This window comes from Escherichia sp. E2586, assembly GCF_005781105.1.
Classification (GTDB): Bacteria; Pseudomonadota; Gammaproteobacteria; order Enterobacterales; family Enterobacteriaceae; genus Escherichia.
This window is the reverse complement of the sequence record NZ_VATN01000013.1, coordinates 43,106-59,090: the sequence shown is the minus strand read 5'-3', so window position 1 is coordinate 59,090 and position 15,985 is coordinate 43,106. Positions and strand designations below refer to the sequence as shown.

Annotated in this window: 15 protein-coding genes; 7 read left to right on the top strand and 8 right to left on the bottom strand. The window is 51.6% G+C overall.

Going from position 1 to position 15,985, the window contains the following annotated elements; translation table 11 throughout:
• Positions 1–29: 29 nt before the first annotated feature.
• The 3 genes from nadS to pckA form a co-directional block, all read right to left on the bottom strand.
• Complete coding sequence (gene nadS / locus FEK50_RS14090) at positions 30–326, bottom strand: NadS family protein (RefSeq protein WP_130208987.1); 297 nt, start codon at positions 324–326, stop codon at positions 30–32.
• A 58-nt stretch (positions 327–384) separates the two neighbouring features.
• Positions 385–702: a type II toxin-antitoxin system RelE/ParE family toxin gene (locus FEK50_RS14085; RefSeq protein ID WP_130208985.1), complete on the bottom strand. Its 318-nt coding sequence runs from the start codon at positions 700–702 to the stop codon at positions 385–387.
• A gap of 116 nt (positions 703–818) precedes the next feature.
• The gene (gene pckA / locus FEK50_RS14080; protein WP_130208983.1) at positions 819–2,441 is read right to left on the bottom strand and encodes a phosphoenolpyruvate carboxykinase (ATP); all 1,623 of its coding nucleotides are present in this window, start codon (positions 2,439–2,441) and stop codon (positions 819–821) included.
• A gap of 378 nt (positions 2,442–2,819) precedes the next feature.
• Between pckA and FEK50_RS14075 the strand changes: the two genes are divergently transcribed.
• Positions 2,820–4,544 carry a DUF4153 domain-containing protein gene (locus FEK50_RS14075; protein ID WP_131161838.1) on the top strand — a complete coding sequence of 575 codons (1,725 nt, stop codon included), beginning with the start codon at positions 2,820–2,822 and terminating at the stop codon, positions 4,542–4,544.
• Between the two features lie 130 nt (positions 4,545–4,674).
• Here FEK50_RS14075 and hslO read toward each other — a convergent pair whose 3' ends face one another.
• The 4 genes from hslO to igaA form a co-directional block, all read right to left on the bottom strand.
• Positions 4,675–5,553, bottom strand: coding sequence for an Hsp33 family molecular chaperone HslO (gene hslO / locus FEK50_RS14070; protein ID WP_130208979.1), 879 nt, complete (start codon positions 5,551–5,553; stop codon positions 4,675–4,677).
• A gap of 24 nt (positions 5,554–5,577) precedes the next feature.
• Complete coding sequence (gene hslR / locus FEK50_RS14065; RefSeq protein WP_000660493.1) at positions 5,578–5,979, bottom strand: ribosome-associated heat shock protein Hsp15; 402 nt, start codon at positions 5,977–5,979, stop codon at positions 5,578–5,580.
• Positions 5,980–5,989: 10 nt separating this feature from the next.
• Positions 5,990–6,658, bottom strand: a complete 669-nt coding sequence (gene yrfG, locus FEK50_RS14060) for a GMP/IMP nucleotidase (RefSeq protein ID WP_130208977.1) — start codon at positions 6,656–6,658, stop codon at positions 5,990–5,992.
• Between the two features lie 64 nt (positions 6,659–6,722).
• A complete protein-coding gene (gene igaA, locus FEK50_RS14055) occupies positions 6,723–8,858 on the bottom strand; it encodes an intracellular growth attenuator protein IgaA (protein WP_130261026.1) in 2,136 nt (711 codons plus the stop codon).
• A gap of 321 nt (positions 8,859–9,179) precedes the next feature.
• Here igaA and nudE point away from each other — a divergent pair, with 321 nt between their 5' ends.
• The gene (gene nudE, locus FEK50_RS14050; RefSeq protein ID WP_105268146.1) at positions 9,180–9,740 is read left to right on the top strand and encodes an ADP compounds hydrolase NudE; all 561 of its coding nucleotides are present in this window, start codon (positions 9,180–9,182) and stop codon (positions 9,738–9,740) included.
• Positions 9,741–9,906: 166 nt separating this feature from the next.
• Here the strand turns inward: nudE and mrcA are convergent, their stop codons facing one another.
• A complete protein-coding gene (mrcA, locus tag FEK50_RS14045) occupies positions 9,907–12,459 on the bottom strand; it encodes a peptidoglycan glycosyltransferase/peptidoglycan DD-transpeptidase MrcA (protein WP_130208973.1) in 2,553 nt (850 codons plus the stop codon).
• A gap of 119 nt (positions 12,460–12,578) precedes the next feature.
• On the opposite strand from mrcA, the gene hofM reads away from it, so the two are divergent.
• The 5 genes from hofM to hofQ are packed head-to-tail and all read left to right on the top strand — an operon-like array spanning position 12,579 to position 15,865.
• Positions 12,579–13,358 (top strand): DNA utilization protein HofM, encoded by a 780-nt coding sequence (hofM, locus tag FEK50_RS14040; protein WP_130261024.1) that lies wholly within the window; start codon positions 12,579–12,581, stop codon positions 13,356–13,358.
• The gene (locus tag FEK50_RS14035) at positions 13,358–13,897 is read left to right on the top strand and encodes a PilN domain-containing protein (RefSeq protein WP_131161837.1); all 540 of its coding nucleotides are present in this window, start codon (positions 13,358–13,360) and stop codon (positions 13,895–13,897) included. The genes hofM and FEK50_RS14035 overlap by 1 nt, the downstream gene beginning before the upstream one ends.
• Positions 13,881–14,321 carry a DNA utilization protein HofO gene (locus FEK50_RS14030; RefSeq protein WP_131161836.1) on the top strand — a complete coding sequence of 147 codons (441 nt, stop codon included), beginning with the start codon at positions 13,881–13,883 and terminating at the stop codon, positions 14,319–14,321. Before FEK50_RS14035 ends, FEK50_RS14030 begins: the two co-directional genes overlap by 17 nt.
• Positions 14,311–14,715 (top strand): DUF2531 family protein, encoded by a 405-nt coding sequence (locus tag FEK50_RS14025; protein ID WP_130221396.1) that lies wholly within the window; start codon positions 14,311–14,313, stop codon positions 14,713–14,715. Before FEK50_RS14030 ends, FEK50_RS14025 begins: the two co-directional genes overlap by 11 nt.
• A complete protein-coding gene (hofQ, locus tag FEK50_RS14020; RefSeq protein ID WP_131161835.1) occupies positions 14,627–15,865 on the top strand; it encodes a DNA uptake porin HofQ in 1,239 nt (412 codons plus the stop codon). The genes FEK50_RS14025 and hofQ overlap by 89 nt, the downstream gene beginning before the upstream one ends.
• Positions 15,866–15,985: the final 120 nt, after the last annotated feature.

Below are 15,985 nucleotides of genomic sequence, written 5' to 3'. Positions count from 1 at the left end.
TAAACGGGAGGCGAAAGTACCTCCCGTTTTTAGATTGTTTTCAATTGATTGATAATGAAAGGATTCGCTTGCAAAAGCAGGAGCAATTTTCGAGGTGCTCCGGTAGGTTGACGGCGTTTGGTTTCCCAGCTTTTTACCAGGTCATAACTTACCCCTACGGCGACAGCAAAATCTTGCTGGCGTAAGCCAGTTGCTTCACGGATCGCTTTTACATCGATTTCGCTAAAAGTATGGACGTGCTCTGGTTCAGGCGTTTTTTCACCCTTTTCGATGCGTACCATTTCTTCTGCGCTGGCAAGAAGATCAGCAAATAATTCATCTTTCATCTGTTTTCAATGTCTCCGTTGGCATTTCGGCCATGGTGGAATTTGTGGAGCTTCAACATTAAAGCAGCTTCTCGGACAATAGTTTCAATGCCTTTCTTTGTTCTTCTGTTAAATCATCCTGTTCATTTTTAGGATAAATTAACGCCAGATAAATTCGGCCATTGCGTGTCACGTTGTAATAAATTATCCGAATGCCACCCCGTTTCCCCATTCCAGAACGGTTCCAGCGAATTTTTCTGAAACTGCCTGTGCCCGCGATAATGTCACCGGCAGATGGATCTTGAATGAGTAGTTCCTGAAAAGCCCGGAACTCGTCATCAGGCAACAATAACTGGCGGCGTTTGCTAAATCCTTGTAGTTCAATAAACGTGAACATAATGCATCCTGCGGTCTATTGATAATTATAAGTGTACCATGTACATATTGGTAGCTAATTAGATATAAAAAAACCCCTTATCCGTTTGGATAAGGGGCCAGTGAGATATCTGCTGATTACAGCTTCGGACCAGCCGCTACCAGCGCGGCACCCGCTGGGGTGTCGGTGTATTTATCGAAGTTGTCGATAAACAGTTTCGCCAGCGTTTCAGCTTTTTCCTGCCACTGTTCCGGAGAAGCGTAGGTGTTACGCGGATCGAGGATCTTCGTGTCTACGCCCGGCAGTTCGGTCGGGATCGCCAAGTTAAACATCGGCAGAGTGAAGGTTTCTGCGTTATCCAGCGAACCGTTGAGGATGGCGTCGATAATGGCGCGGGTATCTTTAATGGAGATACGTTTGCCAGTGCCGTTCCAGCCAGTGTTAACCAGATATGCCTGCGCGCCCGCTGCCTGCATACGTTTTACCAGCACTTCTGCGTACTGAGTTGGGTGCAGCGACAGGAATGCCGCGCCGAAGCAGGCAGAGAAGGTTGGTGTCGGTTCGGTGATGCCACGCTCTGTACCAGCCAGTTTGGCGGTGAAGCCTGAGAGGAAGTGGTACTGAGTTTGATCGGCAGTCAGGCGAGAAACCGGCGGCAGTACGCCAAAAGCATCTGCGGTCAGGAAGATAACTTTAGTCGCGTGGCCCGCTTTGGAAACTGGCTTAACGATGTTATCGATGTGATAGATCGGATAAGAAACGCGGGTGTTCTCGGTTTTTGAACCATCATCAAAGTCGATGGTGCCATCTTCACGTACAGTGACGTTTTCCAGCAGTGCATCGCGACGGATAGCGCCATAGATTTCTGGCTCTGCTTCTTTCGACAGTTTAATGGTTTTCGCGTAGCAGCCGCCTTCGAAGTTAAACACACCGTCATCGTCCCAGCCGTGCTCGTCATCGCCAATCAGGCGACGTTTCGGGTCGGTGGAAAGGGTGGTTTTACCGGTGCCGGAAAGGCCGAAGAACACCGCAACATCGCCTTTCTCGCCAACGTTGGCGGAGCAGTGCATAGAAGCGATACCTTTCAGCGGCAGCAGGTAGTTCATCATTGAGAACATCCCTTTCTTCATTTCGCCGCCGTACCAGGTGCCACCAATCAGCTGCATGCGCTCGGTGAGGTTAAACGCCACGAAGTTTTCAGAGTTCAGACCCTGTTCTTTCCACTGCGGGTTGGTGCACTTCGCGCCGTTCATGACGATAAAGTCAGGTTTGAAACCTTCCAGCTCTTCATCACTCGGGCGAATAAACATGTTCTTGACGAAATGCGCTTGCCAGGCCACTTCGGTGATGAAACGTACGGAAAGGCGAGTATCCGGGTTAGCGCCACAGAAAGCATCAACCACGAACAGGCGTTTGCCGGAAAGCTGTTTGGTCACCAGGCCTTTCAGATGTTGCCAGGTTTCCGGAGAGAGAGGTTTGTTGTCGTTCTTACCTTTGCCTTTGTCTGCCCACCAGAAGGTATCGCGAGTCGTATCGTCACGGACGATATACTTATCTTTTGGTGAACGCCCGGTGAAGATCCCGGTATCCACGGCAACGGCACCCAGATTAGTTAACACCCCGCGCTCATAACCTGTCAGGCTCGGATCGAGCTCTTCCTGATACAGCAGGTCGTAGCTTGGGTTGTAAACGATATCATGTACGTCACTGATACCATAAGCCTCGAGTTCTTGCGGGGTCAAACCATTGTTAACGCGCATTTCACTGCTCCTTAGCCAATATGTATTGCCTGAATAGTAAAGTCTTTTTGGGGGGGTTAACCGCGACAAGGCTCATAGATTTACGCATCTGGAGAAATTCATATTTGACAAAAAACTCCGTGATTCCTGTCACGAAACGGTTGCTATTATCGCAGAAATAGCATTCCAGGTGTGGAAAATGTTCCTAAAAGGTTAAATGTTAGTTTAATTGGCCATTATAATGTGAGTTAAATCTCATTCTTGATTGAAATTTATGTAAAATCAATCAGTAAAGTATCGATTCACCACCGCAAAATTTTTTGTAAATTTTTCTTAAAATAATTATTAGTACTGCCTGAATGCAATAATTAACCTTCCTTTTGACTCCGGATCATGAACATGGATAACGTTGAAATTTCACCTGCAACACGGTGGGGAATGGTCGCCACTGGATTAATCCAGGGGCTGGTTTGCTATTTTCTGATAACCTGGCTGGCTGTGGACAATAACAACTGGCTTGTTTACGGCATTCCTGCGACCGTGGCGCTTTCATCCGTTTTGTTATTCACCGTGGAATCTTTCAAACAGAAGCGTTTGTGGGGGTGGCTGGCGCTGGTATTTATTGCCACCCTGGCGATGAGCGGCTGGCTGAAGTGGCAAATTGATGGCATGAGTCCCTGGCGAGCGGACCAGGAACTCTGGGAATTTGGTTGTTATCTGCTGTTAATGGCGATGTTGTTATTGCCCTGGATACAACTGAATTTGCACGACAGAAAAGAGCGAACGAACTATAGCTTTTTTTACCAGTCAGCGTGGCATAACGCTCTAATATTGATGGTGATTTTGATCACTAATGGTCTGACATGGCTGGTACTTTTACTGTGGAGTGAGTTATTTAAACTTGTTGGCATCACGTTTTTCAGTACCCTCTTTTTTTCAACCGACTGGTTTATTTATCTTACGCTGGGCCTGGTTACCGCTCTGGCAGTCATTCTTGCGCGGACTCAATCGCGGTTAATCGCCTCTATTCAAAAGCTCTTCACGTTAATCGCTACAGGTTTGCTACCACTGGTTTCACTGCTGACGCTGCTGTTTATTATCACTTTGCCCTTTGCTGGTTTGAATGCGATTTCCCGCCACATCTCCGCCGCTGGGCTGCTTTTAACTCTGGCCTTTTTGCAGTTGCTCTTAATGGCCATTGTCCGCGATCCGCAAAAAGCATCGCTTCCCTGGACTGGCCCGTTGCGTTGCCTGATAAAAACGTCTCTGCTGGTGGCGCCGCTCTATGTGCTGATCGCCGCCTGGGCTATATGGATGCGGGTCGCTCAATACGGCTGGACTACCGAACGCTTGCACGGCGCACTGGCGGTGGTGGTGTTACTGGTCTGGTCGCTGGGGTATTTCGTCAGTATTGCCTGGCGTAAAGGGCAAAATCCCCTTGTTCTTCAGGGCAAAGTGAACCTTACGGTTTCGTTATTGGTGCTGGTGATACTGGTGCTTCTTAATTCACCGGTGCTGGACAGTATGCGCATTAGCGTGAACAGCCATATGGCGCGTTATCAGAGTGGCGAGAACACGCCAGACCAGGTAAGTATCTACATGCTCGAACATAGCGGTCGCTATGGGCGTGCAGCGCTTGAGTCGCTGAAAAGCGATGTCGAGTATATGAAAGACCCGAAACGCAGGCGGGGTCTGCTGATGGCGTTTGATGGAGTGCAACGTCTTCAGCAGCAGATATCGGAAAAAGCATTAGCTGATAATGTATTTATTGCCCCAGGTTCTGGCAAACCTGATACGACATTCTGGTCGGTAGTGATGAAAAATCGCTATAACGCAATGATATGTATTGAAAAAGATGCCTGCGTGCTGGTAGAGCAAGATCTGAATAGTGATGGTAGGGCTGAGCGGATCCTGTTTGCCTTTAATGATGAAAGAGTCATTGTCTATGGTGTTGATCCTGCCGGGAAAGAATGGAAAGAGATTACGATGAGTTCACTTCCGCGTGTAATAACGAAAGAGAAATTACTCACAGCGGCGAAGGATGGAAAACTGGGGACAAAGCCTAAAGTGTGGCGCGATCTTACGGTGGATGGTGAAACGCTGGATTTGAATCTGAATGAGTGACAGCGCGTTTGGATGCGGCGCCTTATCTTGCCTGCGATAAATTGCATTTAATCCGTAGGCCAGATAAGCGCAGCGCATCAGGCAATTTAGTTATGATATCCGGCAGAGTCATCTCTGCCGGATATGGCGATTAATGAACCTGCGGGTCTGCCGGAGACGCATTGTTGCGGATCTCGGCAATATCCATTGCATTGAACAGATAGTGGTTACCACAGTAATCACAATGCATGTCAATTTCGCCTTCTTCCGCGAGGATGCTATCAACTTCTTCATCCGGCAGCGTTTTCAGCGCGCCTGCGCAACGTTCACGCGAGCAGGTGCATTTGAATTCAACATCCTGCGGATCGTAAACCGTCACCTCTTCTTCGTGGTATAAGCGCCACAAAACTTCGTTTGCCGGTAACGTCAGCAGCTCTTCAGTTTTGATGGTTTCGGTCAGCGTCGCCAGGTGGTCGAAGTCGTCTTGCTGGGCATTTTGCGCAGGCATTACCTGCAACAACATACCGCCCGCAGCCGGTTTGCCGTCTACGTCACCGGTGCGAATAAACAGGCGCGTCGGCAGCTGTTCAGAACGCATAAAGTAATCTTCCAGGCAAGCCGCCAGGGTATCACCTTCCAGACCAACCACGCCCTGATAGCGTTCGCCTTCGCTCGGGGTAATGGTGATCACCACGTAACCATTGCCGACCAGCGTTTTCAGGTCGGCATTTTCTGGAATTTCGCCCTGCACGCGCGCCACACCACGCATCTGCTGTTTGTTGTTACCGTTAATAACCGCTAGATTCATCGGACCGTCGCCTTGCAGCTGTACGGTGATATCACCATCAAACTTCAGCGTAGCGGTCAACAGGCTGGTCGCGACCAGCAGTTCTGCCAGCACGTTTTTCACCGGCTGCGGATAATCGTGATTCTCAAGGATCTGTTGCAGGGTTTCCGAAACGGTTACCAGTTCGCCGCGAACGGCAAAGTTTTCAAACAGATAGCGATGTAATTGGTCATGTTGCGGCATAATCATCTCTCTTGCAGGTGACAGTTATTCACTGTCGCCGTGTTTAAATCGTAACAGGTCACGGCGCTCTTTTTTGTCCGGGCGCCGGTCCGGGTGCGGCATGGTTAAGGCATTAAGTTTACGTGCCAGCGCCATTTTTTCGCGTTTCTCTACGCTTTCCGCAGTCTCTTCATACAACAAGACCGCCTCGCTGGCGGGGCGACGCTGTTCAGTAATCGCCTTTACAATCACCGTTCGTTCGTCATTTCCCTGGCGCAGCGTGAGCGTGGCATTCAGCTCGACGACTTTACTCGGCTTGCTGCGTTGCCCGTTGTAATGCACCTTACCGCCTTCAATCATTTCGCGGGCCAGCGCGCGGGTTTTATAAAAACGGGCGGCCCATAGCCATTTATCCAGTCGAACCTCAACAGCCGGTTTTTCTTTCATGGCGTCTCCTTCACATTAGCGAGGGGATCAGGCGGCGGTAGTCATTCAGTGACGGATGGCGTTCATACTGTTTTTCGGCTATTCCAGAGTCAGGGTTGGTGACGCCGAGACAGTAACGAATACCAAATTGCGCGGCAGCATCGAGAATGGCTTCGCTGTCATCAATAAACAGCGTTCTTTCAGCTTTCAGACCCGTAGCTTCGGCCACCGCATGCCATAACCGCTGATCCTCTTTCGGATAACCAAATGTGTGGGTGGAAAGTAATAAATCAAGGTGTGCGTCCAGACCCGTATGCTCAAGTTTAACGGCCAGGTTATGTGGATGGGCGTTAGTGAGCAAAATTCGCTGCTTGCCGCTGGCTTTCAGCGCTTCGAGAAACGGAATAGTATCTTCACGCAACACAGCACGCGGCCCCATCTCGGTGGTCATCGCACAGATATCCAGACCCAGTTGCTCGCTCCAGTAATCAAGACAGTACCAGTTTAGCGTATGCTGCACGTCGTGATATTGTCGGCGCATATATTCCATTGCTTCCTGTGGCGTAACACCGTTTTTCGCGCCCCATGTTTCAGGCACCAGCTTTTGCCAAAAATAGTTATCGAAGGCGAGGTCGAGCAACGTGCCGTCCATATCCAGCAGAACGGTGTCTACGTCCTGCCAGGCAATGTTGATATGCATGGGGGAAATCTCCAGAGTGAAGCAATTTGCGCGACAGGGTAGCATAACCTGCCGCGCAAACGTGTTATTCGATGAGGCTTTCTGAAGACGTGAGCAGCGTCGGATTCAGGCAGCTTTCGTAATATTCCTTAATCTCCATCATGCGGGTGCGATGACGCTGGTAACGACGCCAGGCCTGCACGCCATTATAGATGGCACAGCCGAACATCGTCAGTAGCAGTAATGTGGTGCCGAGATAGCGCCACAGGCCAGAACGGTCCGGAATAGGGTGCAAGCTGATATGCTGCGTGCCGTTGGCATCGGTGAAAATATTGGTGACGATCCCCTCGGCGTTAAACGGTGTATGCATCAACATTTGCGCCAGCTTCTGGAAAGCGTTCCATTGTTCTTGCGCCGGGTAGTCATAAAGTGAGGCTGCTGGCCACGGTTGATCGACAAAATCGCTGCCTTCGTCGCTGACAATCAGGAAGCCGCCAGGCGCTGGGCTATTCAGTGATTGTGCCGCTCGCGCCGTTTCATGAGTGATAAACGGTGCGGTGGAAGTCGCCACCAGATTATCCAGCGATTCTGCGCTCACCGGGCGGAGTAATACATTCACACCATCAAGTTTTCCTGCGTTGGCGCGTTTCACCAGTGCGTCCCAGTCCTTACTGTTGCCAAGATTCACCAGGGCGTTTTTTAAGCGCACACAATCATCTTTGGCTGCACAGAGATCTGCTGTCTTCAGTACGATGTCGCCAAAGTCATCAAGCAAAACCATGCCGGATTTCTGAATCGCAGAACGTAATGAGGCACTGACGCGTGATTCATCTTCTGGTTTAGGGTGCAGTTGACGGTTTACTGCTTCGGTCAGTGCCGTAGCTTTGTTAACCAGTTCCGATTCCGGTAATGGCAATGAACGGGCGTCATTCCAGATGATTTGCGAGCAGTCAAACGGCAAAAACGGTGAATTGGTTTTCGCGCTCCAGGTGCCGGAAGTGCGGATATTACACATGCCTGTACCACTTAGACGTAAGGTATCGCCTACGCGTACGCCAGCGTCCGCGAGTTGTTTAACACTGGTGGCCTCAATAGTCTGCGCGCCTTTCATCCACGAGAGAGTGAATTTCAGCGGCATATCCAGTGGGATCCAGAACAGCAGCATAAACAAGACTATCAGCGAACCGGCTGCGATAACCGTGCTGCGTAGCCAGTGCTGCAACGGGAAGTTTTTTACTTCGTCATGCAGCGAAAGATAGCGCCCCTGGCGCACGACGTGACGGTCGAGGTAGATATCGATATCGGTTTGTTGTCCGAGATCCTGGGCAATGTAAGGTTGCCAGTGCGCGGGGTAGACCAGATCGATAATACCAAGCGAAATATTGTTAATCTGTTCCTGAGAGTTTTCACCAAACAGCCCCCAGCGACGCGGTGTCCCGCGCAGGCAGTGGATTTCCCTTAGGGAGGATTTGGCAGGTGGCGCATATAATCCCCACAGGCCCGCGCCCAGCAGCAGCAGCGCGCCGCCAACCAACCACGGGACAAATACATCCGGGGTCACCAGGCAGAAATAGAACATCAGGAATGAGGCGACAATCAGCAGCGCTTCCCGCAATCCTCGTGGGCGGCTAAGTGCATACTCTTCGTGCGTTTCCTGGCGAATGTTGAGCAACTCAATTTGTTCGCTCTCTTCACCGCGAATCGATGCCTGCGTTGATGGAATAGGTTGTAACGTGTAACCGCGAGTCTCCTGCATATACTCTTGCAGCGTATGGCCGTTGAGTGAAATGACTAATGGGAGTGAGTCGGTATAAATCAGTTCAACGGTGTTTTCGTCGTTGATGTACTGCTCCCAGAAAGGCGGCAGGTGGACTTCTACCGAGTCAAGGTAGTAGCGCCATTTATTGGGATCGTCGGTAGAGATGCCATAACGTGTGATAGCGTGCGTCAGCATCATCACATTATTGCTTTCGGCGTTCAGCGTCAGAGAGACAGGCGCCGTGCTGGCCCCCGTCGGGCCGGGAACCTGCAAAATCTGCGTCAGGCTTTCGAGATAATTTTCAACGGCGCTACGTTCTTCAGAAGTGAGTTTGCGCGTTTGCGCATCAGCGAAGGCGTTAGCCCAGGGCAATTGTCGCCGCCTGGTGCGGGTTTTTATCAGCCATCCCGCAAGTAGTGAGCAGGCCAGCAAAGCAGCTAAAAAAATCACAATGGTGCTCATGCTTTCCCCATCTTACTTAATTTGTCAGGCGTGATTATTCGCACCCTGGACACAATATAGGATTCTGCGGTTGGCTATCGGCAAGCGTGGAGTTGAACTTGAGCATCATTAAGCGCATCCCAGTAACCGCTGATCATAGCAAACCCTCTGAGGGCGGAATATCAGCAAATTCCTGGAGTTATTTCAACCTATTGACTTTTAATTTGATTTGAGAACGATTATTTATCAGGTTGCATAAATGTAAATAACATGCAATTCACATTGCCGAAACGGTGTCCGATATCGCACAATAAATACTGATTTCACTGCAAAGATTCCACAATGAGAAAATCATTACAAAAACCCACCATTCTGAATGTTGAAACTGTAGCCCGTTCCCGACTGTTTACCGTCGAAAGCGTGGATCTGGAGTTCAGCAATGGCGTGCGGCGTGTTTATGAACGAATGCGTCCAACCAACAGGGAAGCGGTGATGATTGTGCCTATTGTGGACGACCATCTGATCCTGATTCGTGAGTACGCGGTGGGAACTGAATCCTACGAGTTAGGGTTTTCGAAAGGGCTGATTGATCCCGGTGAAAGCGTCTACGAAGCAGCTAACCGCGAGCTAAAAGAAGAAGTGGGATTTGGTGCGAACGATCTGACTTTTTTGAAGAAACTCAGCATGGCGCCGTCTTACTTTTCCAGCAAAATGAATATTGTGGTGGCGCAAGATCTCTACCCGGAATCGCTGGAAGGCGATGAGCCGGAGCCGCTACCGCAGGTTCGCTGGCCGCTGGCGCATATGATGGATTTGCTCGAAGAGCCTGACTTCAATGAAGCGCGCAATGTCAGCGCGCTGTTCCTGGTACGTGAGTGGTTGAAGGGGCAGGGACGGTTGTAAATACGTAGATCTTGCCTGATGCGTCATGCATATCAGGCCTACGGGGTTCCTGCAATGTATTGAGTTTTCAAGATTTTGCATGCCGGCTAAGGCGTTCATGCCGCATCCGGCATGAACAACGCGCACTTTGCCAGCAAACTGAAAAGGCGCCGAAGCGCCTTTTTAATCAGAACAATTCCTGTGCCTCACCATTATCGATAATGGTCGTTCCCACCTCGCGCACCGCTTGCTGTGTAGGCTGTGTACCTTCAATGAAGTACTCTTCGCGGCTGTTGCCGCCGCTGGCCAGTTGCCCAGTGCTGCGATCGATATTCACCGTCACAATACCCGGCGGCGGCGTCAGCGGTTGTTCCGGTACGCCTTCCAGAACGGCTTTCATATAAGCGTCCCATGCAGGCTGCGCGCTTTTAGCACCACCTTCATAACCAGAGATCTGATCTTTAATTGCCCCGGAAGCCGTGGTATGACCGAGATTACGACGGTGGTCGTCAAAGCCAATCCATACTGAGGTTACTACGCCTGGTCCGTAACCCGAGAACCATGCATCCTTCGAGCTGTTGGTGGTCCCGGTTTTCCCGCCGATATCATGACGTTGCAAATCACGACCTGCGCGCCAGCCAGTACCTTGCCAGCCTGGTTCACCAAAGATATTGGTGTTCAGTGCGCTCTTAATCAGGAATGCCAGCGGAGTGCTGATAACGTGCGGTGCATACTCCTGCGCGCCGGTCTTCGCGACTAATGTCTGATTAGCTTGCTCCAGTTGCGGCATCGGCACCGAAACATTTTGCTGCTCGCGGGAGATAGCCACGTCTTCAACGTCGTTATTTTCCAGCACGTTCGATTTTTGCGTATCGCCATAAATCACCGGGATATCGCATTCCGGGCAAGCTACTTTCGGTTTCGCTTCGAAAATCACGCCGCCCTGGTCGTTTTCAATTTTGCTGATAAACCACGGATCCACCAGGAAGCCACCGTTCGCCATTACTGCATAGCCGCGCGCCACCTGCAGCGGCGTGAAGGACGCGGAACCCAGCGCCAGCGATTCGGTATGAACAATGTTTTGCGCCGGGAAGCCGAAGCGTTGCAGATACTCTGCAGCGTAGTCGACGCCCATAGCCCGCATTGCACGCACCATCACTACGTTCTTCGACTGACCCAGTCCCTGACGTAAACGGATTGGACCGGCATATTGCGGCGGTGAGTTTTTCGGCTCCCAGTCAGAACCAGCACCGGCGTCCCAGCGAGAAATCGGCACATCGTTCAGCATACTTGCCAGCGTCAGACCTTTATCCATTGCTGCGGTGTAGAGGAACGGTTTGATATTCGAACCTACCTGACGCAGCGCCTGAGTTGCGCGGTTAAACTTGCTCTGGTTGAAGTCAAAGCCACCAACCAGCGCCATGACGGCACCGTTTTGCGGATTGATCGACACAAGCGCCGAGTTCACCTCTGGCACCTGCGCCAGCCACCAGGCATCGCCAACCTGGCGAACCCAGATTTGCTGACCCGTTTGCACCACATCAGTCACTTTACGCGGCGTTGGTCCCTGTTGAGTGTCTGAACGGTAAGGACGCGCCCAGCGAACGCCTTCCATACGCAACGTTACGGACGTTCCGTCAGCCAGCATCGCTGTCGCTTCCTGCGGATTGGTGCTGGTAACTGCGGCAGGCAGCAGCGGACCGTAAGTCGGCAACGCTTTCAGAGTATTGGTTATCTTTTTGGTGTCCCACGCCGTCTCACCCACTTTCCACAGCACATTAGCCGGGCCGCGATAACCGTGACGCATGTCGTAGTCCAGCACGTTGTTACGCACCGCTTGCTGCGCGGCCTGCTGAACTTTGCGGGTAATGGTGGTGTAAATGCGATAACCGTCTTCATAAGCGCTTTCGCCGTAACGGCTATACATCTCCTGACGCACCATTTCGGTGAGATACGGCGCCGAGAAGGCAATTTCCGGCGCGTGATAATTGGCGTTAATCGGCTCACTACGCGTCTGATCATATTGCTGCTGGGTGATATACCCTTCGCTCAACATACGCGACAGCACAACGTTACGCCGCGCGACGGCGCGATCCATTGAGTAGAGCGGGTTGAAAGTGGATGGGGCTTTTGGCAGCCCGGCAATCACCGCCATTTCGTTCAGCGTCAGTTGGTCGACCGTTTTACCGAAATAGACTTGTGCCGCAGCACCGACACCATAGGCGCGGTAACCGAGGTAAATCTTGTTCAGATAAAGCTCGAGGATCTCGTCTTTAGTCAGCAACTGTTCAATACGAATCGCGAGGAAGACTTCCTTAATCTTACGCATCAGCGTGCGTTCCGGACTGAGGAAGAAGTTTCTCGCCAGTTGCTGGGTAATGGTACTCGCCCCTTGTGACGCGTGACCAGAGAACAACGCCACACTTGCCGCACGGAAGATCCCCACCGGGTCAACGCCGTGATGCTCATAAAAGCGGCTGTCCTCCGTCGCGATAAAGGCTTTCACCATTTCCGGCGGGATTTGATCCAACGTAACCGGAATACGACGTTTTTCACCATATTGCGCAATTAGCTCGCCATCGGCGCTGTAAATCTGCATCGGAATTTGCAGGCGAACATCTTTTAATGTCGCCACATCCGGCAGTTGTGGCTCGATGTAGCGGTAGAGGCCATAAATCGAGCCTGCTCCCAGCAGAATGCAACAGACTGCAAGGATCAATAAATACTTTACGAACTTCACTGGAAATTTCCGATTTGGTTTCATTTGGGCAGTTTATAAACAAACGCGCGGTAGTATAAAGGCAAGCCAGACGCATTGATATACCCGTCAGAGTGACGGGTGATAAGGAGATCATCACAATGGCATTTAAGAACTGGCAAATTGGTTTGCATTTACAACAGCAAGAAGCGGTGGCGGTTGCTATCGTGCGTGGTGCAAAAGAATGTTTTTTGCAACGTTGGTGGCGTTTGCCGCTGGCGACAGACATTATCAAAGATGGACGCATTCTCGATACAGAGCGGCTGGCAAAAACGTTGTTACCGTGGAGTCGTGAACTGCCGCATCGACATCACATTATGCTGGCATTTCCTGCTGGTCGAACGTTACAGAGGGCATTTCCACGCCCGGCGATGTCTCTCGGTGAGCGAGAGCAAACGGCATGGCTAGCAGGCACAATGGCACGCGAGCTGGATATGGAACCGGACTCCCTGCGCTTCGATTATAGCGAAGATTCACTAAGCCCGGCCTATAACGTGACCGCCGCGCAAAGCAAAGAGTTGGCAACGTTACTTACCCTGGCAGAAAGATTGCGTGTTCACGTTAGCGCAATTACCCCAGATGCCTGCGCTTTACAACGGTTTCTGCCTTTTTTACCCCCTCACAAGCAATGTCTGGCCTGGTGTGATCACGAACAGTGGTTGTGGGCGACGCGTTATAGCTGGGGGCGCAAGCTGGTGGTGGGGATGACAAGCGCGAATGACCTTGCAGCGATGTTATCCGTGGATCCCGACAGTATCGCAATATGCGGCGAAGGCGGATTTGACCCCTGGGAGGCGGTTTCTGTTCGTCAGCCGCCGCTACCGCCACCAGGTGGAGACTTCGCCATTGCGCTGGGGCTGGCGCTTGGGGAGAGTCGCTAATGAACCCACCAATCAATTTTTTGCCCTGGCGACAGCAACGCCGTGCGGCCTTTTTTCGCTTCTGGTTGCAGATGTTTGTTGCCCCTCTGCTGCTGACCGTAGGGATAACGCTAATGCAGTGTCTGGCATATAACGCCGAAGCACGCGTAGACGCCATTTTGCTCGAGGGAGAACAACAACTCGCCCGTAGCTTACAGGTCACTAAGCCACGTTTGTTGGAACGCCAACAGTTACGCGAACAGCATTTGCGACGTCAGCGACAGCGACAATTTACCCGCGACTGGCAACCAGCGCTGGAAGCGCTGGCGACGCTTTTACCAGAAAAAGCCTGGCTGACCACGCTGAGCTGGCAGCAGGGAACGCTGGAAGTCAAAGGACTTACGTCGAACATCACAGCACTAAATGTGTTGGAGAAGTCACTCCGTGAGGATGCCTCTTTTCAGCTCAACCAGCGAGGGGCCACGCAGCAGGATGCACAAGGGCGCTGGCAATTTGCGTACCAGTTAACAAGGAAGGTTAGCGATGAACTCGCTCTTTGACTGGTGGTTTACCACATCTCCTCGTACCCGTCAGTTTGGCTGGGCAGTCTGGTTGCTGGTGTTATTCACAATCATCGTTCTTTCATTGGCCCATCAGGAAGAGGGCGACGCATTAATTCGACTGCGGGCAAGTAATCACCAGCAGTGGGCTGCACTGCATCGCCTGGTAGACACCACACCCATCCGCGAAGAAAAGACGTTGCCCTTTTCGCCGCTGGATTTTCAGTTGCCTGGCGCGCAACTGGTTTACTGGCATCCGTCCGCCCAGGGAGGGGAGTTGGCGTTGAAAACGCTCTGGGAAGCGGTGCCGTCGGCATTTACACGACTGGCAGAGCGCAACGTCAGCGTAAGTCGTTTTTCGTTAAGCGTGGAAGGTGATGAACTCTTGTTCACGCTCCAACTGGAGGGGGCGAATGATGGCTAAACGTTGGCTGCTGGCTGGTGTTGCATTATGGCTATTAACCGGCATGCGCGACCCGTTTAAACCACCGGAAGATCTATGCCGGATTAGCGAACTTACCCAGTGGCGCTATCAGGGGATGGTAGGAAGAGGCGAGCGCGTTATTGGCGTAATAAAAGATGGGCAAAAGAAATGGCGACGGGTGCAGCAAAACGATGTGCTGGAAAACGGCTGGACGATCTTACAGCTGACGCCAGACACACTAACGCTGGGAACCGGGACAAACTGCGAACCGCCACAGTGGTTGTGGCAACGGCAAGGAGATACAAATGAAGCAATGGATAGCCGCACTACTGTTGATGATGATGCCCATCGTGCAGGCGGCAAAGCCGCAAAAAGTCACGCTGATGGTGGATGACGTTCCGGTTGCTCAGGTTTTGCAGGCGCTGGCCGAACAGGAGAAGCTAAACCTGGTGGTGTCGCCAGACGTCAGCGGTACGGTATCGCTACATTTAACGGATGTTCCCTGGAAGCAGGCGCTACAAACCGTAGTGAAAAGCGCCGGGCTGATAACGCGTCAGGAAGGCAATATTCTTTCAGTGCATTCCGTTGCCTGGCAAAATGAAAATATCGCCCGCCAGGAGGCAGAGAAAGCACGGGCGCAGGCAAACCTGCCGCTGGAAAATCGCAGCATTACCCTGCAATACGCCGATGCCGGAGAGTTGGCGAAAGCGGGGGAGAAGCTACTTAGCACCAAAGGCAGCATGACCGTTGATAAACGTACCAATCGCCTTTTGTTGCGCGATAACCAGGCGGCGTTAACTGCACTGGAACAGTGGGTCATGCAAATGGATTTGCCGGTAGGCCAGGTTGAACTGTCGGCACACATTGTCACCATTAATGAAAAAAGTCTGCGCGAGTTAGGCGTGAAATGGACGCTGGCCGATGCGCAACAAGCTGGCGGCGTTGGGCAAGTGACTACGCTCGGTAGCGATCTCGCGGTGGCGACGGCGACGACGCATATCGGTTTTAACATTGGGCGGATCAACGGACGTTTGCTGGATCTGGAGCTTTCCGCACTAGAACAGAAACAGCAACTGGATATCATCGCCAGTCCACGTTTACTGGCTTCGCATCTCCAGCCTGCCAGCATTAAACAGGGAAGCGAAATTCCGTATCAGGTTTCCAGTGGTGAAAGTGGTGCAACATCGGTGGAGTTTAAAGAGGCGGTACTGGGAATGGAGGTCACGCCCACGGTGTTACAAAAAGGTCGCATCCGGCTGAAATTACACATCAGCCAGAACGTTCCGGGGCAGGTCCTTCAACAAGCCGATGGCGAAGTGCTGGCAATTGACAAGCAGGAGATCGAAACGCAAGTCGAGGTCAAAAGCGGAGAAACGTTGGCGCTGGGCGGCATTTTTACCCGTAAAAATAAATCGGGTCAGGATAGCGTACCGCTGTTGGGTGACATTCCCTGGTTCGGGCAATTATTTCGTCATGACGGAAAAGAAGATGAACGACGTGAGTTAGTGGTGTTTATCACGCCACGACTGGTTTCCAGTGAGTAAACCGCCGCAAAAGCGGTGATGTTTTTACGTTGAACGTGTTTCATCTATTTGACGCGCGCAGGTATTTAGCATACAAGGAGTACCGATTTGAGAGTTGGTGCTCTTAGCTGCCTGCGTTTT